At 43.2% G+C, this 19,183-nt stretch carries 10 protein-coding genes and 2 pseudogenes; 6 read left to right on the top strand and 6 right to left on the bottom strand.

Annotated elements, in window-relative coordinates; genetic code table 11:
- Positions 1-81 precede the first annotated feature (81 nt).
- The 6 genes and pseudogenes from AB5217_RS14535 to AB5217_RS14510 form a co-directional block, all read right to left on the bottom strand.
- Entirely contained in the window at positions 82-2,928 is a 2,847-nt protein-coding gene (locus AB5217_RS14535; RefSeq protein ID WP_008642671.1) for an alpha-galactosidase, read from the bottom strand.
- A gap of 56 nt (positions 2,929-2,984) precedes the next feature.
- Positions 2,985-3,995: pseudogene (locus AB5217_RS14530) on the bottom strand (glycoside hydrolase family 78); the annotation flags it as partial.
- A gap of 19 nt (positions 3,996-4,014) precedes the next feature.
- Entirely contained in the window at positions 4,015-5,238 is a 1,224-nt protein-coding gene (locus tag AB5217_RS14525; protein WP_134993558.1) for a glycoside hydrolase family 99-like domain-containing protein, read from the bottom strand.
- 232 nt (positions 5,239-5,470) lie between these two features.
- Positions 5,471-7,750, bottom strand: a complete 2,280-nt coding sequence (gene bglX, locus AB5217_RS14520; protein ID WP_368112758.1) for a beta-glucosidase BglX — start codon at positions 7,748-7,750, stop codon at positions 5,471-5,473.
- A gap of 111 nt (positions 7,751-7,861) precedes the next feature.
- A pseudogene (locus AB5217_RS14515) lies at positions 7,862-8,131 on the bottom strand (beta-galactosidase); the annotation flags it as partial.
- 40 nt (positions 8,132-8,171) lie between these two features.
- Positions 8,172-9,164: a glycoside hydrolase family 43 protein gene (locus AB5217_RS14510; protein ID WP_368112759.1), complete on the bottom strand. Its 993-nt coding sequence runs from the start codon at positions 9,162-9,164 to the stop codon at positions 8,172-8,174.
- A gap of 282 nt (positions 9,165-9,446) precedes the next feature.
- Here AB5217_RS14510 and AB5217_RS14505 point away from each other — a divergent pair, with 282 nt between their 5' ends.
- From AB5217_RS14505 to AB5217_RS14480, 6 genes are all read left to right on the top strand, one after another.
- Entirely contained in the window at positions 9,447-10,544 is a 1,098-nt protein-coding gene (locus AB5217_RS14505) for a family 43 glycosylhydrolase (protein ID WP_004316154.1), read from the top strand.
- A gap of 202 nt (positions 10,545-10,746) precedes the next feature.
- A complete protein-coding gene (locus AB5217_RS14500; RefSeq protein WP_008642680.1) occupies positions 10,747-11,922 on the top strand; it encodes a glycerophosphodiester phosphodiesterase family protein in 1,176 nt (391 codons plus the stop codon).
- A 30-nt stretch (positions 11,923-11,952) separates the two neighbouring features.
- Entirely contained in the window at positions 11,953-14,949 is a 2,997-nt protein-coding gene (locus AB5217_RS14495) for a SusC/RagA family TonB-linked outer membrane protein (RefSeq protein WP_004316158.1), read from the top strand.
- Positions 14,950-14,961: 12 nt separating this feature from the next.
- Positions 14,962-16,737: a RagB/SusD family nutrient uptake outer membrane protein gene (locus AB5217_RS14490; RefSeq protein WP_004316159.1), complete on the top strand. Its 1,776-nt coding sequence runs from the start codon at positions 14,962-14,964 to the stop codon at positions 16,735-16,737.
- Between the two features lie 52 nt (positions 16,738-16,789).
- Positions 16,790-18,250, top strand: coding sequence for a right-handed parallel beta-helix repeat-containing protein (locus tag AB5217_RS14485; RefSeq protein WP_004322305.1), 1,461 nt, complete (start codon positions 16,790-16,792; stop codon positions 18,248-18,250).
- A 22-nt stretch (positions 18,251-18,272) separates the two neighbouring features.
- Positions 18,273-19,172, top strand: a complete 900-nt coding sequence (locus AB5217_RS14480) for a fimbrillin family protein (RefSeq protein ID WP_118419392.1) — start codon at positions 18,273-18,275, stop codon at positions 19,170-19,172.
- Positions 19,173-19,183: the final 11 nt, after the last annotated feature.

Below are 19,183 nucleotides of genomic sequence, written 5' to 3'. Positions count from 1 at the left end.
TCTTTATTCATACAACTGTAGTTTCTCATTAATTGGAAACTATACAGTTGTAAATAATGGAAGAATGAAGCACCGGGGGCATTAGAGAACCCTATATATTGCTTCCGCTATCTTCTTCATGCCTTCGTCGTCGGGATGTGCGATGATGAAATCCTTGGTTACAGTATATGGCTTTCCGTGTATGTCATAAAGAGTGTCTCCGACTTTCGGACGTGAATCATACAAGCGGTCTATCCAGTCAATCGGAATGAAAGTGAGTCCATGCATATGCGCAGCGTTGATGATGGCACGTTCTTTTTCCTCATCCTTCCAGAAACAACCGGTGATGACTACTTTGTCTGCTTTCCGCTTGCAATATTCCACCAATCGGAGGATACCTGATTTGAATGCTTCCTTATCTTGTACGTTTTCTCCCAAGCGGATAACAATCACATCCTTGTCCGTAACATGAGTGCCAATCAGCGAGTCGATATTGCAATTCAGGTTACGTTCCCAATAAGCGATGTTCAGCGGGGTAACCACTGTGCCGGGACGGTTTTGCGAGAGCATCTTCTCCAATTGATGGCAATAGTCGTTTTCTTCTTTGGATGCTGCCATGCCCCATTCGGAGAACCATTCGATGTCCGCTTTATATTCGTGGCGGGTGATAGAGTTGCCTAAGCAAAGAACACGTAACGGAGGGCGTTGTTCTATCCGGTTGTCGGAAAATGAGGGAGTTACTTCTTCCAGATAAAGCACGCGGCTGGCATATTCGTTTTGTTTCGAAGGTTCCACTCTGTGGGTAGAGGGAATTTCCAGTCCGTTGTCATTCAGATATGCACCGCTGAAACTTTTACCTTCAAATTTCAAAGGTTCAGTGTCGATGCGGTTCAGCTCATGCACCTTATAATATTTGTCTGGAGCAAGTCCTGCCATCTTCACCCGTGGCAAGTGCCGGTTGCAGAAATGTTCCGTTTTCCACCAGTAGAATACGGCTTTGTCCTTTTCTGGCGATACATACATCAGCGAAGCTGCGCCCTGTTTGTCATACGGAGAAAGTAAACGGTAAATATCTCCGAACTGTACGACGGGACGTATCGTCTTGTATTCGGCAATAGCGTTTCTGCACAATGCCTTTTCCTCTTCCGTCATATTCTTGGGCTGTATTTCCATACCTAATCGTCCGCTCATCGCTACATCAATACGGAACTTCAACGGAACGGAACGCGATGTCTGATGGTTGGGGCTTGCGCTGATATGCGCCCCCATGCCGATGGCGGGGAAGAAATAGGAAGTGCCCCATTGGATGTAGATACGCTGAAGTGCATCCGTATTGTCGCTTGTCCAGAATTCGTCGAAGTAGGGCAGTACACCGTAGTTGACACGTCCGCCGCCGCTGGCGCAAGCTTGTATCGTCAGTTGCGGATAGCTGGCGCGAATGCGTCGGCACACGTTCTCAAAACCCCGGTGGTATTCGATGTTCAGGTGGCTTTGATTGTCTTTGGTCAGGTATTGCGAACCTTGGGTGATGATGGACATATTGGCGTCCCACTTGATATAATCAATGTCGGGATAGGAATTCATCAGTTCGTCCACCGTCTGTACGATAAAATCCTGCACTTGCGGGTTGGAGAGGTCGAGCACGACTTGTGTGCCGCCGCGGGCGCATACCACTTCCCGTTCGGGTGCCTTGATAATCCATTCGGGGTGCTTTTCGTACAGTTCGCTTTTGGTATTAGCCATTTCCGGTTCCAGCCAGATGCCGAACCGTATGCCGTGTTTCCGGGCGTTGTCAAGTAATGATTGCAGTCCGCCGGGGAGTTTGGTCTTGTCTACGGTCCAGTCGCCTAAGGCATAAGAGTCGTTTTTGCGCGGATATTTGTCGCCGAACCAACCGTCGTCCATTACAAACAGTTCGCCTCCCATGGCAGCGATATCACCCATCATCTGGTCCATGCCCTGTTCGTTGATGTCGAAATAGACGCCTTCCCAACTGTTCAGCAGAATTTTGCGGGGAGTGTTCCCGTTGGCGAGTTTATGCAGGCGTGCCCATTGGTGGAATTTCCGGCTGCATCCGCTCATCCCTTCATCGCTGTAGGTTAGTGCCAATGCGGGGGTGCGGAACACTTCTTCTTTTTTCAGGTTGTACCAGGAGTTTTCTTCGTTGATGCCGGCGAGGAAATGGTGCCAGTCGTCTTCTTGCGTGTCAATACGCAGTTTGTAGTTGCCGCTGTAGCAAAGCGCTGCGCCGATGACGCGTCCCGTGTTCTCCTGCGGTTTGCCGTCGAGCGAGAACATCACTTCTGCATGTGCCGATTGGGAGTTGCGTACCCCGTCCGTGTTTTTGATGACTTTCATACCCGGTTGCAACGCTTCCTGGCAGAGTTGTCCTTCGTTTGCCCAGGCACCGGAAAGATGTGACAGCCAGACATTGCCGCGGCGGACAGGCAAGTAGGCAGAAGCAAACTGCTGAAGTTGGACAGGCTTCTTCTCTTCGTGACGGATTTCAGTCCATGTCTCGATGACATCTGCATCCTGCCATGCTTTGTAGCAGATGTTGACGAAGAAAGGATACACTTTGTCTTTCAGTTCTATCACCGTCAAAGTGGCATTTTCTTTTGTAAGGCGTGTTTCTTTTACGCCTATGACTGCCATTTGAAGTGTCAGGTTGCCGTCGGCATGGCGGACAGACAATGCCGTTTCGCATGGATACCCCATTCCATAGACGGGATAAGCATTTCTTCTGCGTGCTGTTTCACAAATGCTTCGGATATCCGCATCGGAGGTGCGTGAGCCGTAATACAGTTGTTCCGGTGTACCGCCGTTTGGTACCGAGAGAAGCAACTGTGTATGGGGAGTGGATATGGTGACATTTTGTGCCGACAGAAGTGTAGACAACAGCCAGACGGAAATTAGGAAAAACAGATTCCTTTTGTTAATAATTATCATAATAGCAAATTACGTGTTTTCTATGTTTACTAATGGAAACTTTTTGTATAAAGTGGATTCTCACATGAAGGCCAATCAAGAAAGCGACCTTCATTATCATTGAATTTTTCAAGTCCGTCTTCTCCAATTCTCGTCATTATAAGTTGCAACAAGTCACATAGATGGCCTTTTTGTTCTTTCAAATAATCCAAGTTGCCTTGATAAAGATACCAGTCTCTCTGAATCAATATCCACCAAAGAGAATACGTACACATTGTCATCCATTGGGGAAGTGGTGTAGAGTCACGGATCAAGTCGAGGCTTTTGGGGATCACTTCATTATACCCAAAAACCGTATTGACTGTCATCACTTCGGGATGCAAGTCTCTAATCCAAACCAAGCGGTCACGTTTTATCCCATCCCAGATATAATCTTGCATATTCAAATGCACCGTATAAGCTCCAGTTTGCCATATCTGATTCAAGCGTTCGTCATTACATCGGAACGAACCTTTGTAAGGGATATCTTGAAAAATAGAAATAGCCCGTATCTCTTTGAGGTGCAATTCTGCAGAATCGTCCAAAAGGTCAATCCGGGCAAACCGGAAACCGGAATTCCCGACTTCCAAGACCCCAAGCCAAGGTACACTAATAACAAAATCACGCATAGCATGATCGTTTGTCGCTCCATTCACTTCGTCTATGTCACACATAGCTTCGCTTACCGACTCTCCTAAGCGAACACGAATAGTAACAGGAGCATGTGAGGCTGGCATACCGGTGACAATTTGTAAGCCGCCTTGCAATTCCTTTCCGAAATCGAAAAGAATAGCAGGATGTTGCTGCCCGGTACTCGAAAGTTTACAGAGTTCATTATTCACAAGATTTGCTTGTCCATGCCCTGATCGGAGTAAATATTCTGCTCCTTGTATTAGTTGACTCTCCTGTTGCCAAACAATGCGTATCGGAGAAAGATACTCCCGTACATGGCTATCACGTTGTTGAGCAGATGATGTGACAACATGGAATAGAAAAATAGGAATGAGTACTATTATCTGACATTTTTTATACAGCATCAATTTTTCCATTATTTAGTAATTCGCATTTTTAGGGCTTGTAATCATATTCACCATTTATTACCCGTTTTACGGCATTCAAGTAACCATAACCATGCTTCATATCGGGCAAGAGATAACTTCCTTCCACCCATTCATTCCACGAGTTGATTGTAATCAGTTTGGGGCGGTCGGGGCGTTGGTCTACATATTCTTTCGTCTTCTGCAAGAAAGCAGCAAAACTTTCTGGCGAGTCATTGTAATGAACCACTTCTTTGGCTGTTTTATTCGGGAAACGCGGGGTGTCATCCCATCCTATTGATGCATTTGGGAAGAATGGCACACCCAATGAATCCAGTTTCGCTGTCCATTGATCGCGACGTTGCATGGCTTTTGTACCCCATGCCAGATAATCTTCTTCGTATGGCCATCCCCAATTGTATTTTGTCACACTGTTTACTTCTGCCTTTACAACAAGTTCTATAAACTTGTCGGTGGGAGACCCGTCACCGATGAGTTGCAAGTGCAAATCAGGGAATCCTGCCTTTTTCACTTCGCTACGGAAATAATCCATAGCCTTCTTCACACCGTCTGCATTACCGAAACTTTCCAACAGTTCATGAAAACCAAATATGGAAAATACCGGACAATTGTCTATCTTGTAATAGTTGGGCTTGTGAAAGTATTGGCGTATCACTCGTTCTACAATGATTTTAAAGTTGGCCCAGTCTACCACACCGGTCCACAGACGCGAGTTGTTGTCCTTGTAACGGTGTACATTCCAATAGTTGTGTGCCACGTTATGGTTGGCCCACATCAGGTAAAACTTCATTTTTTTATTATTCTTGGCTTTCAGAAATCCATTGTTTACGGTGCTTTCTAAAAAAGGCTGTCCGTTGAACCAGTACCAATCGAAGATAAACGTATTGATGCCGTGAGCGGTTGCCACGTCAATCCATTTCTCCATCACCTGCGTGTCATCGTCCATTTCGTATCCCCACAAAGGAACCTTTGGCTGATAGTGTCCTTCGAAACGGGGATTACCTTTTTTGATAATTTCCCATTCGCCTGTACCTTCACTCCACAGTGTGTCGCGTCCCATCGGATCATTGTGACACGACGGCCAAATATAAGCTGCCACATCATATTCATCTTGTTCTTTCAACTGTCCGCTTCTTTGGGGTGTAGAGACACAGGAGCAGATTGTTGTGATAGCAACCATTAAAAGAAGAGTAAGTAAACTCCATAAATAAGTCAGTGTTCTTAAATAATGCATATTTTTTTTTATTTTAAATAGTGAATAATTTAATCTGTTCATTAAAGTAGAAGGTACACCTTGATTTCATTTAAAGGTAACGTCGCGCTGATTTCTTCCGAGTTGCAGAACTTTCCTCATAACAAAATCATAGTGTCGGCAACAATATCTTCGGCTTGTACTATGTCATGAGTGCAAGCTCGTGCGATTATAATAAGTACTCCCTACAATACAACTTTTATCAGGTGTTACTTTATTCTGCTTGGAAACTTTTAGTTTGTACATCACGGGAGTTCGGCCCTACCATAACATCAAATTCTCCGGGTTCGTAAACATAGTGTAATTCGGAATTATAGAATTTCAAGTCATCTTTCGTAATAACAAACTTAACATCACGACTTTCCCCGCTTTTCAGGAAAATGCGTTCAAAACCTTTCAACTCTTTCATTGGACGGGCGACCTCCGCGTAAATATCACGAAGGTACAGTTGTACCGTTTCATAACCATCATAGTTTCCTTTGTTGGTTACAGTGACAGATACAGTCAACTCACCATTCTTAGGCAAGGTTTCCGAGCTAATTTGCAATCCACCATAAACAAAGTCCGTATAACTCAAACCATATCCAAACGGATACAGAGGTTCATTACTCTCATCCAGATAATTGCCGGCATAACGGTTGAACACATGATTGTCGGGATCAGGACGACCTGTATTCAAATGATTGTAGAATAGCGGCAGCTGTCCCACTGAACGTGGGAAGGTAGTTGTCAGTTTGCCGCTTGGAGTGACTTTGCCAAACAATACATCGGCAACCGCGTCTCCTGTTTCGCTACCGCCAAACCAGACATTCAATATGGAATGAACATTCGCATCCTCCCAATTCAAGACCAGAGGACGTCCTGTGAACAGAAGAAGTACGACAGGTTTGCCCGTTTTCACTAAAGCCTTCAATAAATCTTGTTGTGTATCGGGTATCTCGAGGCCGGTGCGTGAAGCCGATTCACCGCTCATTTCCGCACATTCACCCAAAGCGGCAACAATGACGTCTGAACGGGAAGCCACGCGTAAAGCCTCGTCCAACAGTTGTCGGTTATCTCTACGTTCCAGCGGGCGAATACCCGTAGCAGCTTTTTCTGTTTCCGTATCATAATATATGTTGCTGCCTTTTGCATATAGAATTTCAGCCTTGTCACCCGCTGCCGCACGGATTCCTTCCAACAATGTTCTGTGGCGGGACGGTGTACATGTCATGCTCCACATACCGCACATATTATTACGTGCGTCCGCCATCGGACCGATCAGGGCAATCCTGCCTTTTTGCTCAAGTGGAAGCAGCTTGTTGTCATTCTTTAATAGAACAAATGTTTCAGCCGCAATCGCACGTGCTGCAGAACGGTGTTCAGGCGTATAAAGTTTTTCTTTGGCACGCAGGGCATCGCAATATTTATACGGATTGGAGAACAGTCCCAGTTTATATTTGGTTTCCAATACACGGCGACAAGCCGTATTAATCTGCTTTTCCGTTATCTTCTTTTCTTTCAGGGATTCCTCCAATGTATTGAGAAACCCGCATGAAACCATATCCATATCCGTTCCTGCCTGTAAAGCGCGAATGGAGGCTTCCTTCAGAGGGGCGACACCATGGGAGGACATTTCGGCTATCGAATTGTAATCTGTTACCAATAGTCCTCCGAAGCCCCATTCATTCCGGAGCAGGTCGGTCAGTAACCATTTGTTGGCTGTGGCGGGAATACCGTCAACGATATTAAAAGAGCTCATGACACTGCCTGCACCGGCGTCAACGGCAGCTTTATAAGGAGCCAGATATTCGTTATACATACGTAGTCGGCTCATATCCACTGTATTGTAATCACGTCCCGATTCGGACGCCCCATAAAGTGCGAAATGTTTCACACAGGCAAGAATCTCATCGTTGCCTTGCATATTGTTTCCCTGATAACCACGCACATACGCTTTTGCCATTAAAGAACCCAGGTAAGGATCTTCTCCACTTCCTTCTGCGATACGTCCCCAACGGGCGTCACGACAAATATCGACCATCGGGCTGAATGTCCAGTTAATACCGTCTGCGCTGGCCTCAATAGCGGAGATACGTGCCATACGTTCGACGGCCAGCGTATCCCAACTACAGGAAAGTGCCAATGGGATCGGGAAAATAGTTTCGTAGCCGTGGATAACGTCTGCACCTACAAGTAGAGGTATTTTCAATCGGCTTTCTTCTACCGCAAGGTGCTGTAGGACATTGATTTTCTGAATGCCCTTGACATTGAAGAAGCCGCCTATTTCCTGTTTGCGAATCATATCGCTAAGTTCACCGTTCATCACCGAACCTGTCACGAGATCACCGCCCGAAGGCAGGTTCAGTTGTCCGAGTTTCTCACGGAGAGTCATCCGGTCCATTAAGTCGGTAATAAAACGGTCCATTTCCCTATCTTCTCCTTCCCCAGAAGGTGAGCAGGCAAAAAGAATAAGCCCGAAAAGGGCGCAAGATATAAGATTTCTTATCTTCATTTTTCTTGTTATTGGGTTATTTATATTTGTTGTCTGATTTTTCTTTCCATACCACTACTCCTGCAGGTTCGAGGCGTGCACTGCCGATCAATGATTATGTCCGGTCACCGGAGAGACGGCACGGTCCAGCCACTCAAAATCATACTTTCCTTCTTCCGGCTCCATCATGGCCCAGGCGAACTCTGCAAAATAGGTGAACTTGATTCCTATCTCCGCCATTCTTTTCAGATCACGTTCCCATTGGGAGGAATCCCATTGCTCGGGGTAATAATAAGAACCCAAAGCAAACAACTCTTCCGGAGGAAAAGACTTATCGACCGGAGACTGGGAAAAGGATGCCAATGGAAACAATAAAGCTAAAACCAACAAGAATTTCTTCATGGATATTATTTTAAGTTTCATCGCTATAATAAATAACTGGTTAGCGCAATGGTCTGGCTTTTATTCCGCCGGAGGTCATTTTTACAGGTTTGATAGTACCGTTTTTATTAAAATACATTCGGTCAATGCAAGTAATGCGGTAGTTCCCATCGGTTTCACCCAAAGGGCGGCGATGATAGACAATATACCATTCATCCTTTCCCGGACCTTTGATAATGGAATGATGTCCGGCACCATTAGCTATTTTACTGTTCTGCTCCAGAATCTTTCCGACTCTTTTGAACGGACCAAAAGGCGAATCTGCAATGGCATACGCTACACAATAATCGGGCCCTGTCCAGTCACCTTCTGACCACATGAAATAATATTTGCCATTGTGTTTAAGCATAAAAGGTCCTTCTATATAATTTTCCGGAGTCACTTCTTTATAAGTCGTTCCGTCTTCAAAAGGTACGATACTGATTAGATCAGGTCCCATCTTCACCATATTGCAATGTCCCCAACCGCCGTAATACATATAATACTGACCGTCATCGTCCTTGAAAACAAACTGGTCAATAGGTTGCGCTCCGTTCACGATCTTGCCAATCAGCGGCTTTCCGAGCGCATCCTTGAAAGGACCTTCCGGACGATCGGCTACAGCCACACCTATACCTCCCACTTCACTCTCATGATATATATTGTTTGCTCCAAAATAGAAATAATATTTCCCATTTGCTTCTATCACGGCAGGTGCCCATAAAGCATTCCTTAACCAGCTGATATTTTCGACAGAAAGGACCTTCGGATGTTTTCTCCAGTGTACCAAATCCGGGGAAGAAAAGGCATCCATGTACAATTGTTGTTCGAAAGGAGCTGAATAAGTCGGATAAATCCAGTATTTATCACCGAAAACGACTCCTTCGGGATCTGCATACCAACCGTCAAAAACCGGATTAGTACTTGTTTGTTTTTTGCCCGTATTTGTTTGAGCAAATAAGGTTACTGAATAGCAACACATAATCATGAAAAAGAATACTATTTTGGAATTCATGTCTATAAATATTAAAGTTATGCCGCAAAAATGATGAAAAATCAATGAAATAAAGGTTGATTATTTGCCAATAAATAGCGAGAATCAACCAAATTGCCGGAAAAATAATTATTTCATATATTGCTGCTTGTAAAGGGCTGTTTTGATTTGTTTTTTCACTTTCTTTGTTTGCAGGTTCAACACTTTTGTTATATATTGCCGTCCCATTTTCGTTGTATCTGTCTTGAATTTCTTAATTGGTCATTTAACAGGCTATTATTTATATATATTATAAGTATTACTATGCGAATTTTATTGTATTTTCTCCTTATTCTTTTAGTGGGTTGCTCATCCGGTCAGAATAAAAAAACACATGAGCGGGTAGACCTCGATTCCGTACCTGTTTATACGAATCCGCTTTTGTCAAGAGGAGGAGACCCATGGGCGGTATTCCATAACGGAATATATTATTATACCCAAAGTATGAGCGACCGCATCACTTTATGGGCAACAGATGATATAACCCGGTTGGCGGAAGCATCCCAGAAAGATGTGTGGGTACCTCAAAATTCGTCAAACGCATTTCATCTTTGGGGACCTGAAATACATTACATTAATAATAAATGGTATATTTATTGTTGTGCGGATGATGGAAATATTGATAATCGTCAGATTTATGTGCTTGAGAATGAGTCTGCTGACCCGATGAAAGGGGAATTTGTCATGAAGGGAAGAATATCAACTGATGAAGATAATAATTGGGCAATTCATGCCAGTACTTTTGAACATGGAGGAAAGCGTTATTTAATCTGGTGTGGATGGCAGAAACGTAGAGTTTATCAGGAAAATCAATGTATTTATATTGCCGAAATGGAGAACCCATGGACACTGGCTTCTGACCGTATTTTGATTTCCGAACCAGAATATGAATGGGAATGTCAGTGGATCAGTATAGATGGTAATAAAACTGCCTATCCGATTCGTGTCAATGAAGCACCGCAATTCTTCTATTCTTTGAAGAAAGATAAGTTATTGATTTATTATTCGGCAAGTGGTAATTGGACTCCTTACTACTGTGTAGGACTGCTGACTGCCGATACTGACAGCGATCTGCTGAATCCGGCTTCTTGGAAAAAGGCACCGGAGCCTGTGTTTAAGCAAGCACCGGAAAATCATGTATATGGACCCGGTAGTATCTGTTTTATTCCTTCACCTGACGGTAAGGAATGGTATATGCTTTATCACGCCCGCAAGAGTTTGTATGATATGCTTGTTTTGGATAGCCGGACGCCGCGTATGCAGAAAATAGAGTGGGATAAGGAAGGAATCCCTGTTTTAGGAATTCCGCAGAAAGAAGGATTCCCGCTTCGCAAACCGTCAGGCACTCCTGAACGCAAATGAAAATAGGGGGCGTACTTTTTGCAATACGCCCGTTTTATTCAAAAAGAGCCCGTTTCTTTCTTTTCTTATTCAAATGGTCTTCTTTTTCACGAAAAGAAAAATTCTCATCTTTTATTGAATGTTTTTTTTCCTTTTTTTTAGTGCGTATTACTTATGTTTGCAACGTAATCTATTAAATAAATCAACTAATGTAAAACGCGCAATGAGAAATGAAAATCTATTGTCCTTTCTTCTTATAAAGAGAAGAATTTTAAAATTACTGGCTATAAAATATGCATACAGTTTAATTGTTTTATGCGGAATTAGTTTTATGGCATGTTCAGATGATGATCCCGTAAAAAAGAATCCTTATCTGCAAACGAGCACCCGTGCTATGCTGAAAGAGGTAGTGGAAGTGGTGTTTAACAATATCGATAGTAATACTGACATTACTGTCGACTTTGGTGACGGAACGGTCAAGGAAGGGAAAGCTGCTACGCCTATCACTCATGCTTATACACAAAGTGGTGACTACACGATGTTAGTGACAGCGGGTGAGCGCGTAGTACAGAAAAGGATCCGTATTTACGACCTATTGGCGCTGACAGAAGCCATGAAGCAATTCAGGGATGCAGATAACAAAATGGTATGGGCTATGACGCATCGCTCTCATACAACAGACAAGACTATTCCCGAAAATTCGGTATCTGCTGTAGAAGCTGCCATCAATGCAGGAGCGGATGTGATTGAATGTGACACTCATCTCACAAGCGATGGAGTAGTTATGGTGTGCCATGACCAGACAATCAATGCTACGACTAACGGCACAGGGGATATTACGAAAATGACTTATGCTGAAATTCAGCAATATAATCTGTTGGACCGGAATGGAAGGGTGACCGATGAGAAGATGCCCACATTGGAAGAGTTTCTGAAAGCAGGGCGTGGAAAAATATATTTCAATCTGGATTATTCTCCACGTACAGCCTCTACCCAAGAAGTGATGAATGTTGTCAAGGAACTGGATATGATGGAACAAGTCTTTTTCTATTGTAACAGTAGCCAGAAAGCAGAAGAAGTGTTGTCTATTTCTAAAAAGGCACACGTGTACACATGGGCACAAAGCGCTTACAAACCTCTGGTTGGGCTTCCGGGCAATTACTTCGTGCAATATTCTTATGCTCCCGACGGGCAAAGTACTCCTATAGGAACTGCCGTCAGTGAGGGAATGATTCCTACAGTCAATATGCTTCATGTATTATCCGGATTGATACCTGAATATGATATAAATACGACTTATCTGGATGAGCTTCTTCAGATTTATCCTGAAGTACGTATGATACAGACAGATGCACCGGAAGTATTAATCTCCGCTTTACAAGCAAGAGGATTGCGTTAACTTTATCATCTAACATAAAATCATTTATTTATGAAGAATATTCATTTCAAAACGTGTACCTGTCTGTTAGGTATACTGCTGATACTGTTTTCCGGTATACAGGTAAAGGGAGCTTCTTTGGAAGTTCAGCAGGAAAGTAAGGTGTCAGGTACGGTGACGGACGAAAAGGGCGAACCAGTTATTGGCGCTTCCGTAGTAGTCGTAGAATCGAAGCAGGGTACTATTACAGATATAGACGGTAAATTTCTGGTGAACGTACCTAAGAATGGACACCTGAAAGTGTCTTATATCGGTTATGAAACACAAGAAGTGGCTGTTAAAAACGGCCAGTTATTGAAGATCGTATTGAAAGAAGAATCGACCGCTTTGAATGAAGTGGTAGTGGTGGGTTACGGTACGATGAAACGGAAAGAAATGACTTCGGCTATTTCGCATATAGGTGCGAAAGATCTGAATCAGATATCCAGCCTCGATGCCTCCATGCTTTTGCAGGGGAAAGTTTCCAGCGTTTCGGTTTCTAACACAGCTCTGGCCGATCCGAACAATCAAGGAAGTATTCAGATTCGTGGTGTCTCTTCCCGTAATGCAGGTTTAGGACCGTTAATTGTGGTAGACGGAGTGCCGGGAGGTGATATGACGAATATTAACCCTGCCGATATTGAATCGATTGATGTATTGAAAGACGGTGCTGCTTCTGCGATCTATGGTACGCGGGGTAGTAACGGGGTTATCCTGATTAATCTAAAGAAAGGGACCAAAGATGGACAGGTTCATACAACCTATAGTACTTCCGTTACTTTTAATAAAGCTAAAAAAGAACTCGACATCATGAATGCGGAAGAATACCGTGCTTATCGCACAGTGTCTAATCCGCTTTCCGATATGGGAGCTGATTCAGACTGGTTTGATGCCGTTACTCAATTGGGGGTGACTCACATGCATACATTGACATTTTCCGGCGGTAATGCGAGAACCAACTATCGGGTGACCGCCGACTATCGTAATGCCCGTGGTATTGATTTGCGTTCCGACCGTCGTGAATATGGAGCACGTGCCAATATTAACCATACAACCAAAGACGGGCTATTCACGTTTTCTGCTAATATAACTCCTCGTGTTATCGACCGGAACAAATCAGCCAATGTATATAGCAATGCTATTAAAAACAATCCGACAATGCCTATTTATGATTCGGAATCGGCTAATGGGTACTATCGTTTTCCCAGTGGAACGGAAGGTTCTAATATCGTAGAGCAATTGAATGAAGAAGAGAATGGTACGGAAATTAAGTTGCTGGAATGGAATGCTACGGCTGCCGTTAATCTGCTGCCTCTGTTTAATCCGAAGAATCCGGACATGGTATTGAAGTCGCAGGTCACTATTTCTCAATATCAAGTTGATAAATTTAACGGATGGTTTACACCGTCTACTTATGGTTCTAACGTAAATGATGGTGTCACCGGAAAAGCCAGCCGTGACTTCGACAAAAGTACGACTAACAATCTGGAATGGGTAACAAATTTCTCTACACGTATCAAGAATCATCAGATCCGTGCAATGGTGGGGTATAGCTATAATTATGGTGTAAATTCCGGAATGTCTGCTGAAAACTGGAATTTCTCTTCGGATGGATTGACGTATAATAATCTGGGTTCCGGGCTGGAAGCGGCAAAAGATGGAAAAACAATGATGGGCTCCTATAAGAATGACCATAAGTTAATCAGCTTCTTCGGACGTGTTAATTATGATTGGAAAGAGCGCTACCTGTTTACTTTTTCTTTACGCCACGAAGGGTCTTCCCGCTTTGGCGAGAATCATAAATGGGGCAATTTCCCGGCTGTATCTGTCGGTTGGCGTATCTCGGATGAGAAGTTTATGAAAGGACTTTCATGGATTGATGACTTGAAAGTACGTTATGACTATGGGGTGACAGGTAATCAGGAAATAGGAAATTATAATTCTCTGGCTACTTACCGGGCTTTCGGTTGGTATCAATACAATGGTAACCGTTTTCATGTATGGGGACCGAGCAAAAATACGAACTCGGAATTGCGCTGGGAGAAAGGACATAATCAGAATGTGGGTTTGGACTTCTCACTCTTCTCACACAAAGTGACCGGTTCATTTAACTATTTCCATCGTAAACAAAGTGATTTGCTCGGAGATTATTCTGTACCGGTACCACCTAACTTGTTCTCCACCATCTATACCAATGTAGGTACATTGCGTAATACCGGTTTCGAACTTGATGTTACAGTAAATGCTGTCCGGACAAAGGATTTCACTTATAGTTTCACATTAGTGGGGGCTACTAATAACAATAAGTTTGTCAGTTTTTCCAACGATATATATAAAGGACAAAAATATTACTCTACCTGTAGCATGGCGAATCCGAATAATCCGGGATATTTGCAGCGGATTGAAGAGGGGGAACGTATTGGTAACTACTTTACATATCGTTATGCAGGAGTGGATAAAAAAGGTGACTGGCTGATTTATGATAAAAAGGGGAATGTGATTCCTGTAGCCCAAGGTACGGAAGAGGATAAGTCTGTGACCGGAAACGGTTTGCCGAAATTCACCGGCTCTATGACGCATAACTTCACTTATAAGAACTTTGATTTGTCTGTTGCCCTCCGTGGTGCTGCCGGGTTTGACATATTCAACGTGCATGATTTCTATTTCGGATTGCAGAGCATGACTACCAACCAGTTGACGACCGCTTATTCGAAGAATGCACATATCACGACAGGTAAGAATGTGATTACCGACTACTTCATTGAACCGGGTGATTATCTGAAGATAGACAACGTCACTTTAGGATATACCATGAACCTGAATAAGAAATATATTGAAAAGATACGTTTGTTCGGTACGGCCAACAATCTTTATACGTTTACGAAGTTTACCGGTGTAGATCCTTCTACCTACGAAGTGAACGGACTGACACCGGGTACTTTCGGAGGAGGATATAACTATTATCCGTCTGCTTTTCAGTTTATTTTAGGATTACAAGTAAGTTTCTAATAAAAGACGATTATGAAAATAACAAAATATATCATTGGATTAGGGATAATGGCAGGTACAGTCATTAGTTTGCCATCCTGTACAGATCTGTCGGAAACGGTGTATGATCAGGTCATGTCTCAAAACTATTATAATACCAAACAGGATGTTATCAACGCCGTTTTTCGTCCGTTTGAGCATATCTATGAATCCATTGTCAGACGTCATGAACACGAAGAACTGACAGGGGATCAGTTGATAACGCCTACTCGGGGAACTTGGTGGTATGATGGCGGTAAATGGGAAAAATATCATTATCATCAATACGATGACATTAATCAGGAAGACTGGACAAACGAGTGGGAAGGCATGTATGGCGGTATCGGTCAATGCAATCTGGTGTTGGATGATTTGTCTCAATTGAATCCTTCTAAATTTAATTTAAGTGACAGTGAGTTTGATAGTTTTAAAGCGCAACTACGTTGTATGAGAGCTTACTGTTATCTTCGCCTGCTTAATAGTTACCGTAATTGTATCTTAACTACGACTTCTGACCAAGCGGTCAATGAACAGCCGGAAAACCGGAAGCAGGTATCTCCACAGGTTATGTTTGATTTTATCGAAAGTGAGTTGAGAGATGTCTGTCTGGTAGCTTTACCTTCCAAAATCGGACAATCTGGTAATGGCGGTCAACAAGGACAATTTACTAAAGCGGGGGCTGCTGCATTGCTGGTACGTCTTTATTTAAATGCGGAAAAGTGGATTGGACAGCCTAAATGGCAGGAATGTATTGATATGTGTGAGCGTATTACCGGAGGAGAATTCGGCTATTATGCAATCGCTGATAACTGGTACGAACCTTTTGACTGGAATAATGAAATGTGTAATGAAGTAATCCTCGGTTTTCCCGGTTCTTATGGACTGACTAGCTGGCATCTGAAAAATGATAAGAGAACAGTTTACGGGCGGGCCCTTCCTTATGGTTGTGAGAAATACCTGAAAATTGAAGGAGATGGCAGCCGAAATCCCAAATATGCACTTTCGCCAAGTTATAATAACCAGCAACCACGTGCATTGTTTGATTATGAATTGGGCATGGTTACGCAGAAATTCGCCAAGTATGCGGGCGATAAACGTTATAAACAATATGTAAATACGAGTAATAATACACGGGAAGGTATGTTCTTCATGGAAGGGAAAATAGCTAATTCCAGTATTAGTGGGGGATATGCCAAGAATCCGGATAATCAATATGTCCTTTACCTACTTGATCAAGTGGGACGTTTTGAAGGTAACGCAGAATCCGGTTATATTGCCAACCCGAATTATCAGGAGTCTAAACTGGGAAACGGAGATTTCAACTCGGGGCTTTACTGTGTGAAGTATCCTTTCTATCCGTTTGATGGAGGATATTTTATAGAGTCGGATTATACGGAAATCCGTTTGGCGGAGATTATTTATTCGCAGGCGGAATGCCTTCTTCGTCTCGGACAGGCAGGCGAGGCCGGCAAGCTGTTGAACAGCGTGCGTAAACGCAACTATGAAAACTTTACTGCAGATATCGCTTATCAGCCGGAAGGTAACGTGGTACTTGATCTAAAAGAAATGCTTGATGAATGGGGGCGGGAATTTCTTGCGGAGAGCCGTCGTCGTACGGATTTGATCCGCTTCGGAAGATTTCAGGATGCATGGTGGGACAAGAAACGGGATGCAGATACTCATTATGAATTGTTCCCGTTTTCACAGACCCAATTGGAGCAGAATGAATATCTGAAACAGAATCCCGGTTATCCGGATATTGCCCGTTAAGCGGTGAACTGTAATTATTTCAATTTAGTGTACAAGTTTAAAATGAAGAAAAATGAAAAATAAGTTGCTCACAATATCAAAGATTGGGCTTCTGGCCTTCACTATTTTAGTGAGCCAGGCGTGTCAGGAAGATTATGAGATGGTTGATCCTCCGATGATTACTGATTATGATGATGATCTGGATGAAGAAGTTGTCTTGCAAAAAGGACTGGAAAGTTATTTTGTAACTCAATTCGGTGAAGGGGACATGGATGGTACTTCATGGGATCAGGCAATGGATGTAGCTGGTTTTCGCAAATTATTGAGTGGATCTATCGATCTGTCCAAGAGTACTATTTACATGAGCCAGGGAAAATATGTGATGTCCGAGACCGGAGGACTCGGGGTGATTATCCGCAAAGACATTAAAGCGATCAAAGGAGGATATAGTTTGTTGAGCGAAGGGACAGATCTGACTAATCGTCGTATTGATACGTATAAGACAGTGATCAGCGGAGATGTAAACGGTAATAATCAGGCTGATTCCGGTGATTGCGGACTATTGTTGGTGAAAGGAGGGATTATTGGGATTGAAGGAGTTACTTTTCAATATGGGTACCTTTCTAATAATGATGCCAAGTCTAACGAGTGTGGTAGCGGAATTTATATCAATGGTAACGTCAATAGCACCTCTGTCGAATTAACGGATTGTATTATCAGGGATTGTAAAACGGAAGCTGTCAACGGGCAAGGAGGAGTAGCGGGAGGTACAGCTATTCTTATTGCTTCCGGGAGCTCGAAACTGAACAATGTGAAGTTCCTGGATAATGCGGCGGATAGCCGTGGCGGAGCAATACGGTGTAACAGCAATAAGGCTGTTGTGTTTATGAATAATTGCCTGATAACTGGCAATTCAGTAAGAGAACTTTTTGGGGTCGGTATTCAGATATCATCGGGACATATTTGTATGAATAACACAACCATTGTCGGAAATCCGGGAAAAGGTGCTGCTTTAAACGGGGGAGGTAGTTTCATGCTCGCTAATAGTACGATTGTAGGGCATGATATTGATCAGGAGTATGGCGCCTTTCGATGTGAAACCTCTATTGATGGTGATACTAAGTTTATTAATAACCTGTTGATTTCCGAGAATTCTACCGCTCCAAGCTTCATTTTGAACGGAGCGAATAAAGAAGCTTACTCCATGGGATATAACTTGTATCAGCGAGTTAATAATTTCACAATGGGCGTTTCTGATACTGCTTATCCTACCCTTGTGAATGGCAACCTGACGGAAGAGGGTGTTTATAAGTGGAATATTGACCAGATCGGACAGGTGGGTGGTTATGCTACCAAACAAGCTGTAATCAATGCTGTGAAAAGTTTCAATCCTGCTGCTTCTCCTATGGTTAATTTAGGTGAGGTATTCGTGGAATGGATGGGTGAAGATGCTTTCGGATTGGATCAGCGTGGCGTGACACGCAATCCTGATAAGATGCAAATGGGAGCTTATGATGCTGTATTGTCCAACTGAATCTTTAAAAAGTAATTGTGATATGAAAAACAAATTTTATATAATGACCGCTTTGGTCATTAGTCTGACAGGCTGTTCAAACATTGAAGACGGGACGCAGCCGACCGGCAACTTTCCCGAAGATCATATAATCCGTGTTGTAACAGAAGTGAAGGCTCCTGTGTCGCGTGCCGGATATGATGCAAGTAATCTGGAGAGTTTTGGACTGATCATTCATAACAGTGGAAACATTGCTTATGATTATAATTCGCAAATGGTAAAATCTAATAATGACTGGAATACGGCGGACGGGCAACAAATGCTTTGGGATAATGCAAGAACTCCGGTAACAGTAGTGGCGTATGCTCCTTACATTTCGGAAGCTAGTTTAGACACTCCGTTAGCTATCAACATACAAAGCAACCAAACTACTGAAGAAAATGTGATTGCTTCTGATTTCCTGTTGACTAAATCAATGGTTGATCCGAAACAGGATCTCACCGCAGATGGTAGATTGAAAGTTACTTTGGATCATGCCATGAGCAAGCTGATTATAAAAGTGACGGTAAATAATGGTATGGAAGATGCGGCGATCAGTAAATTGGGCGATATGGCTGTAAATGGTACAATAGTGGGTGGTATTTGTGATTTGTCAGTGCCGGAACCGGTAGTCATTCCACGGGAAGATGCTGTAGCTACAACTATCGCCCCTTATAAGGGTACGGATGGGTATGAATGTATTCTTCTCCCGCAAACAATAATAGAAGGCTTTTCTGTCAATTTCAGTTATGACGGAAAATTGTATATATGGACTGCCGAAGAGCCCATTGAGTTGCAAAAGGGAGTAGAGCATACGCTGACACTGAATGTAAATGAAACGGCACGGTTGGCTACCATGCAAATGAAATATCGGGCAACCGGTCAGATTATCTATCAGAAATAAAAAGGAGGAGA

It is taken from the genome of Bacteroides sp. MSSM.1001136sp1_RTP21357st2_D2_RTP21359_211015 (assembly GCF_040913205.1).
Classification (GTDB): Bacteria; Bacteroidota; Bacteroidia; order Bacteroidales; family Bacteroidaceae; genus Bacteroides; species Bacteroides ovatus.
This window is presented reverse-complemented; position numbering and strand designations above follow the sequence as displayed.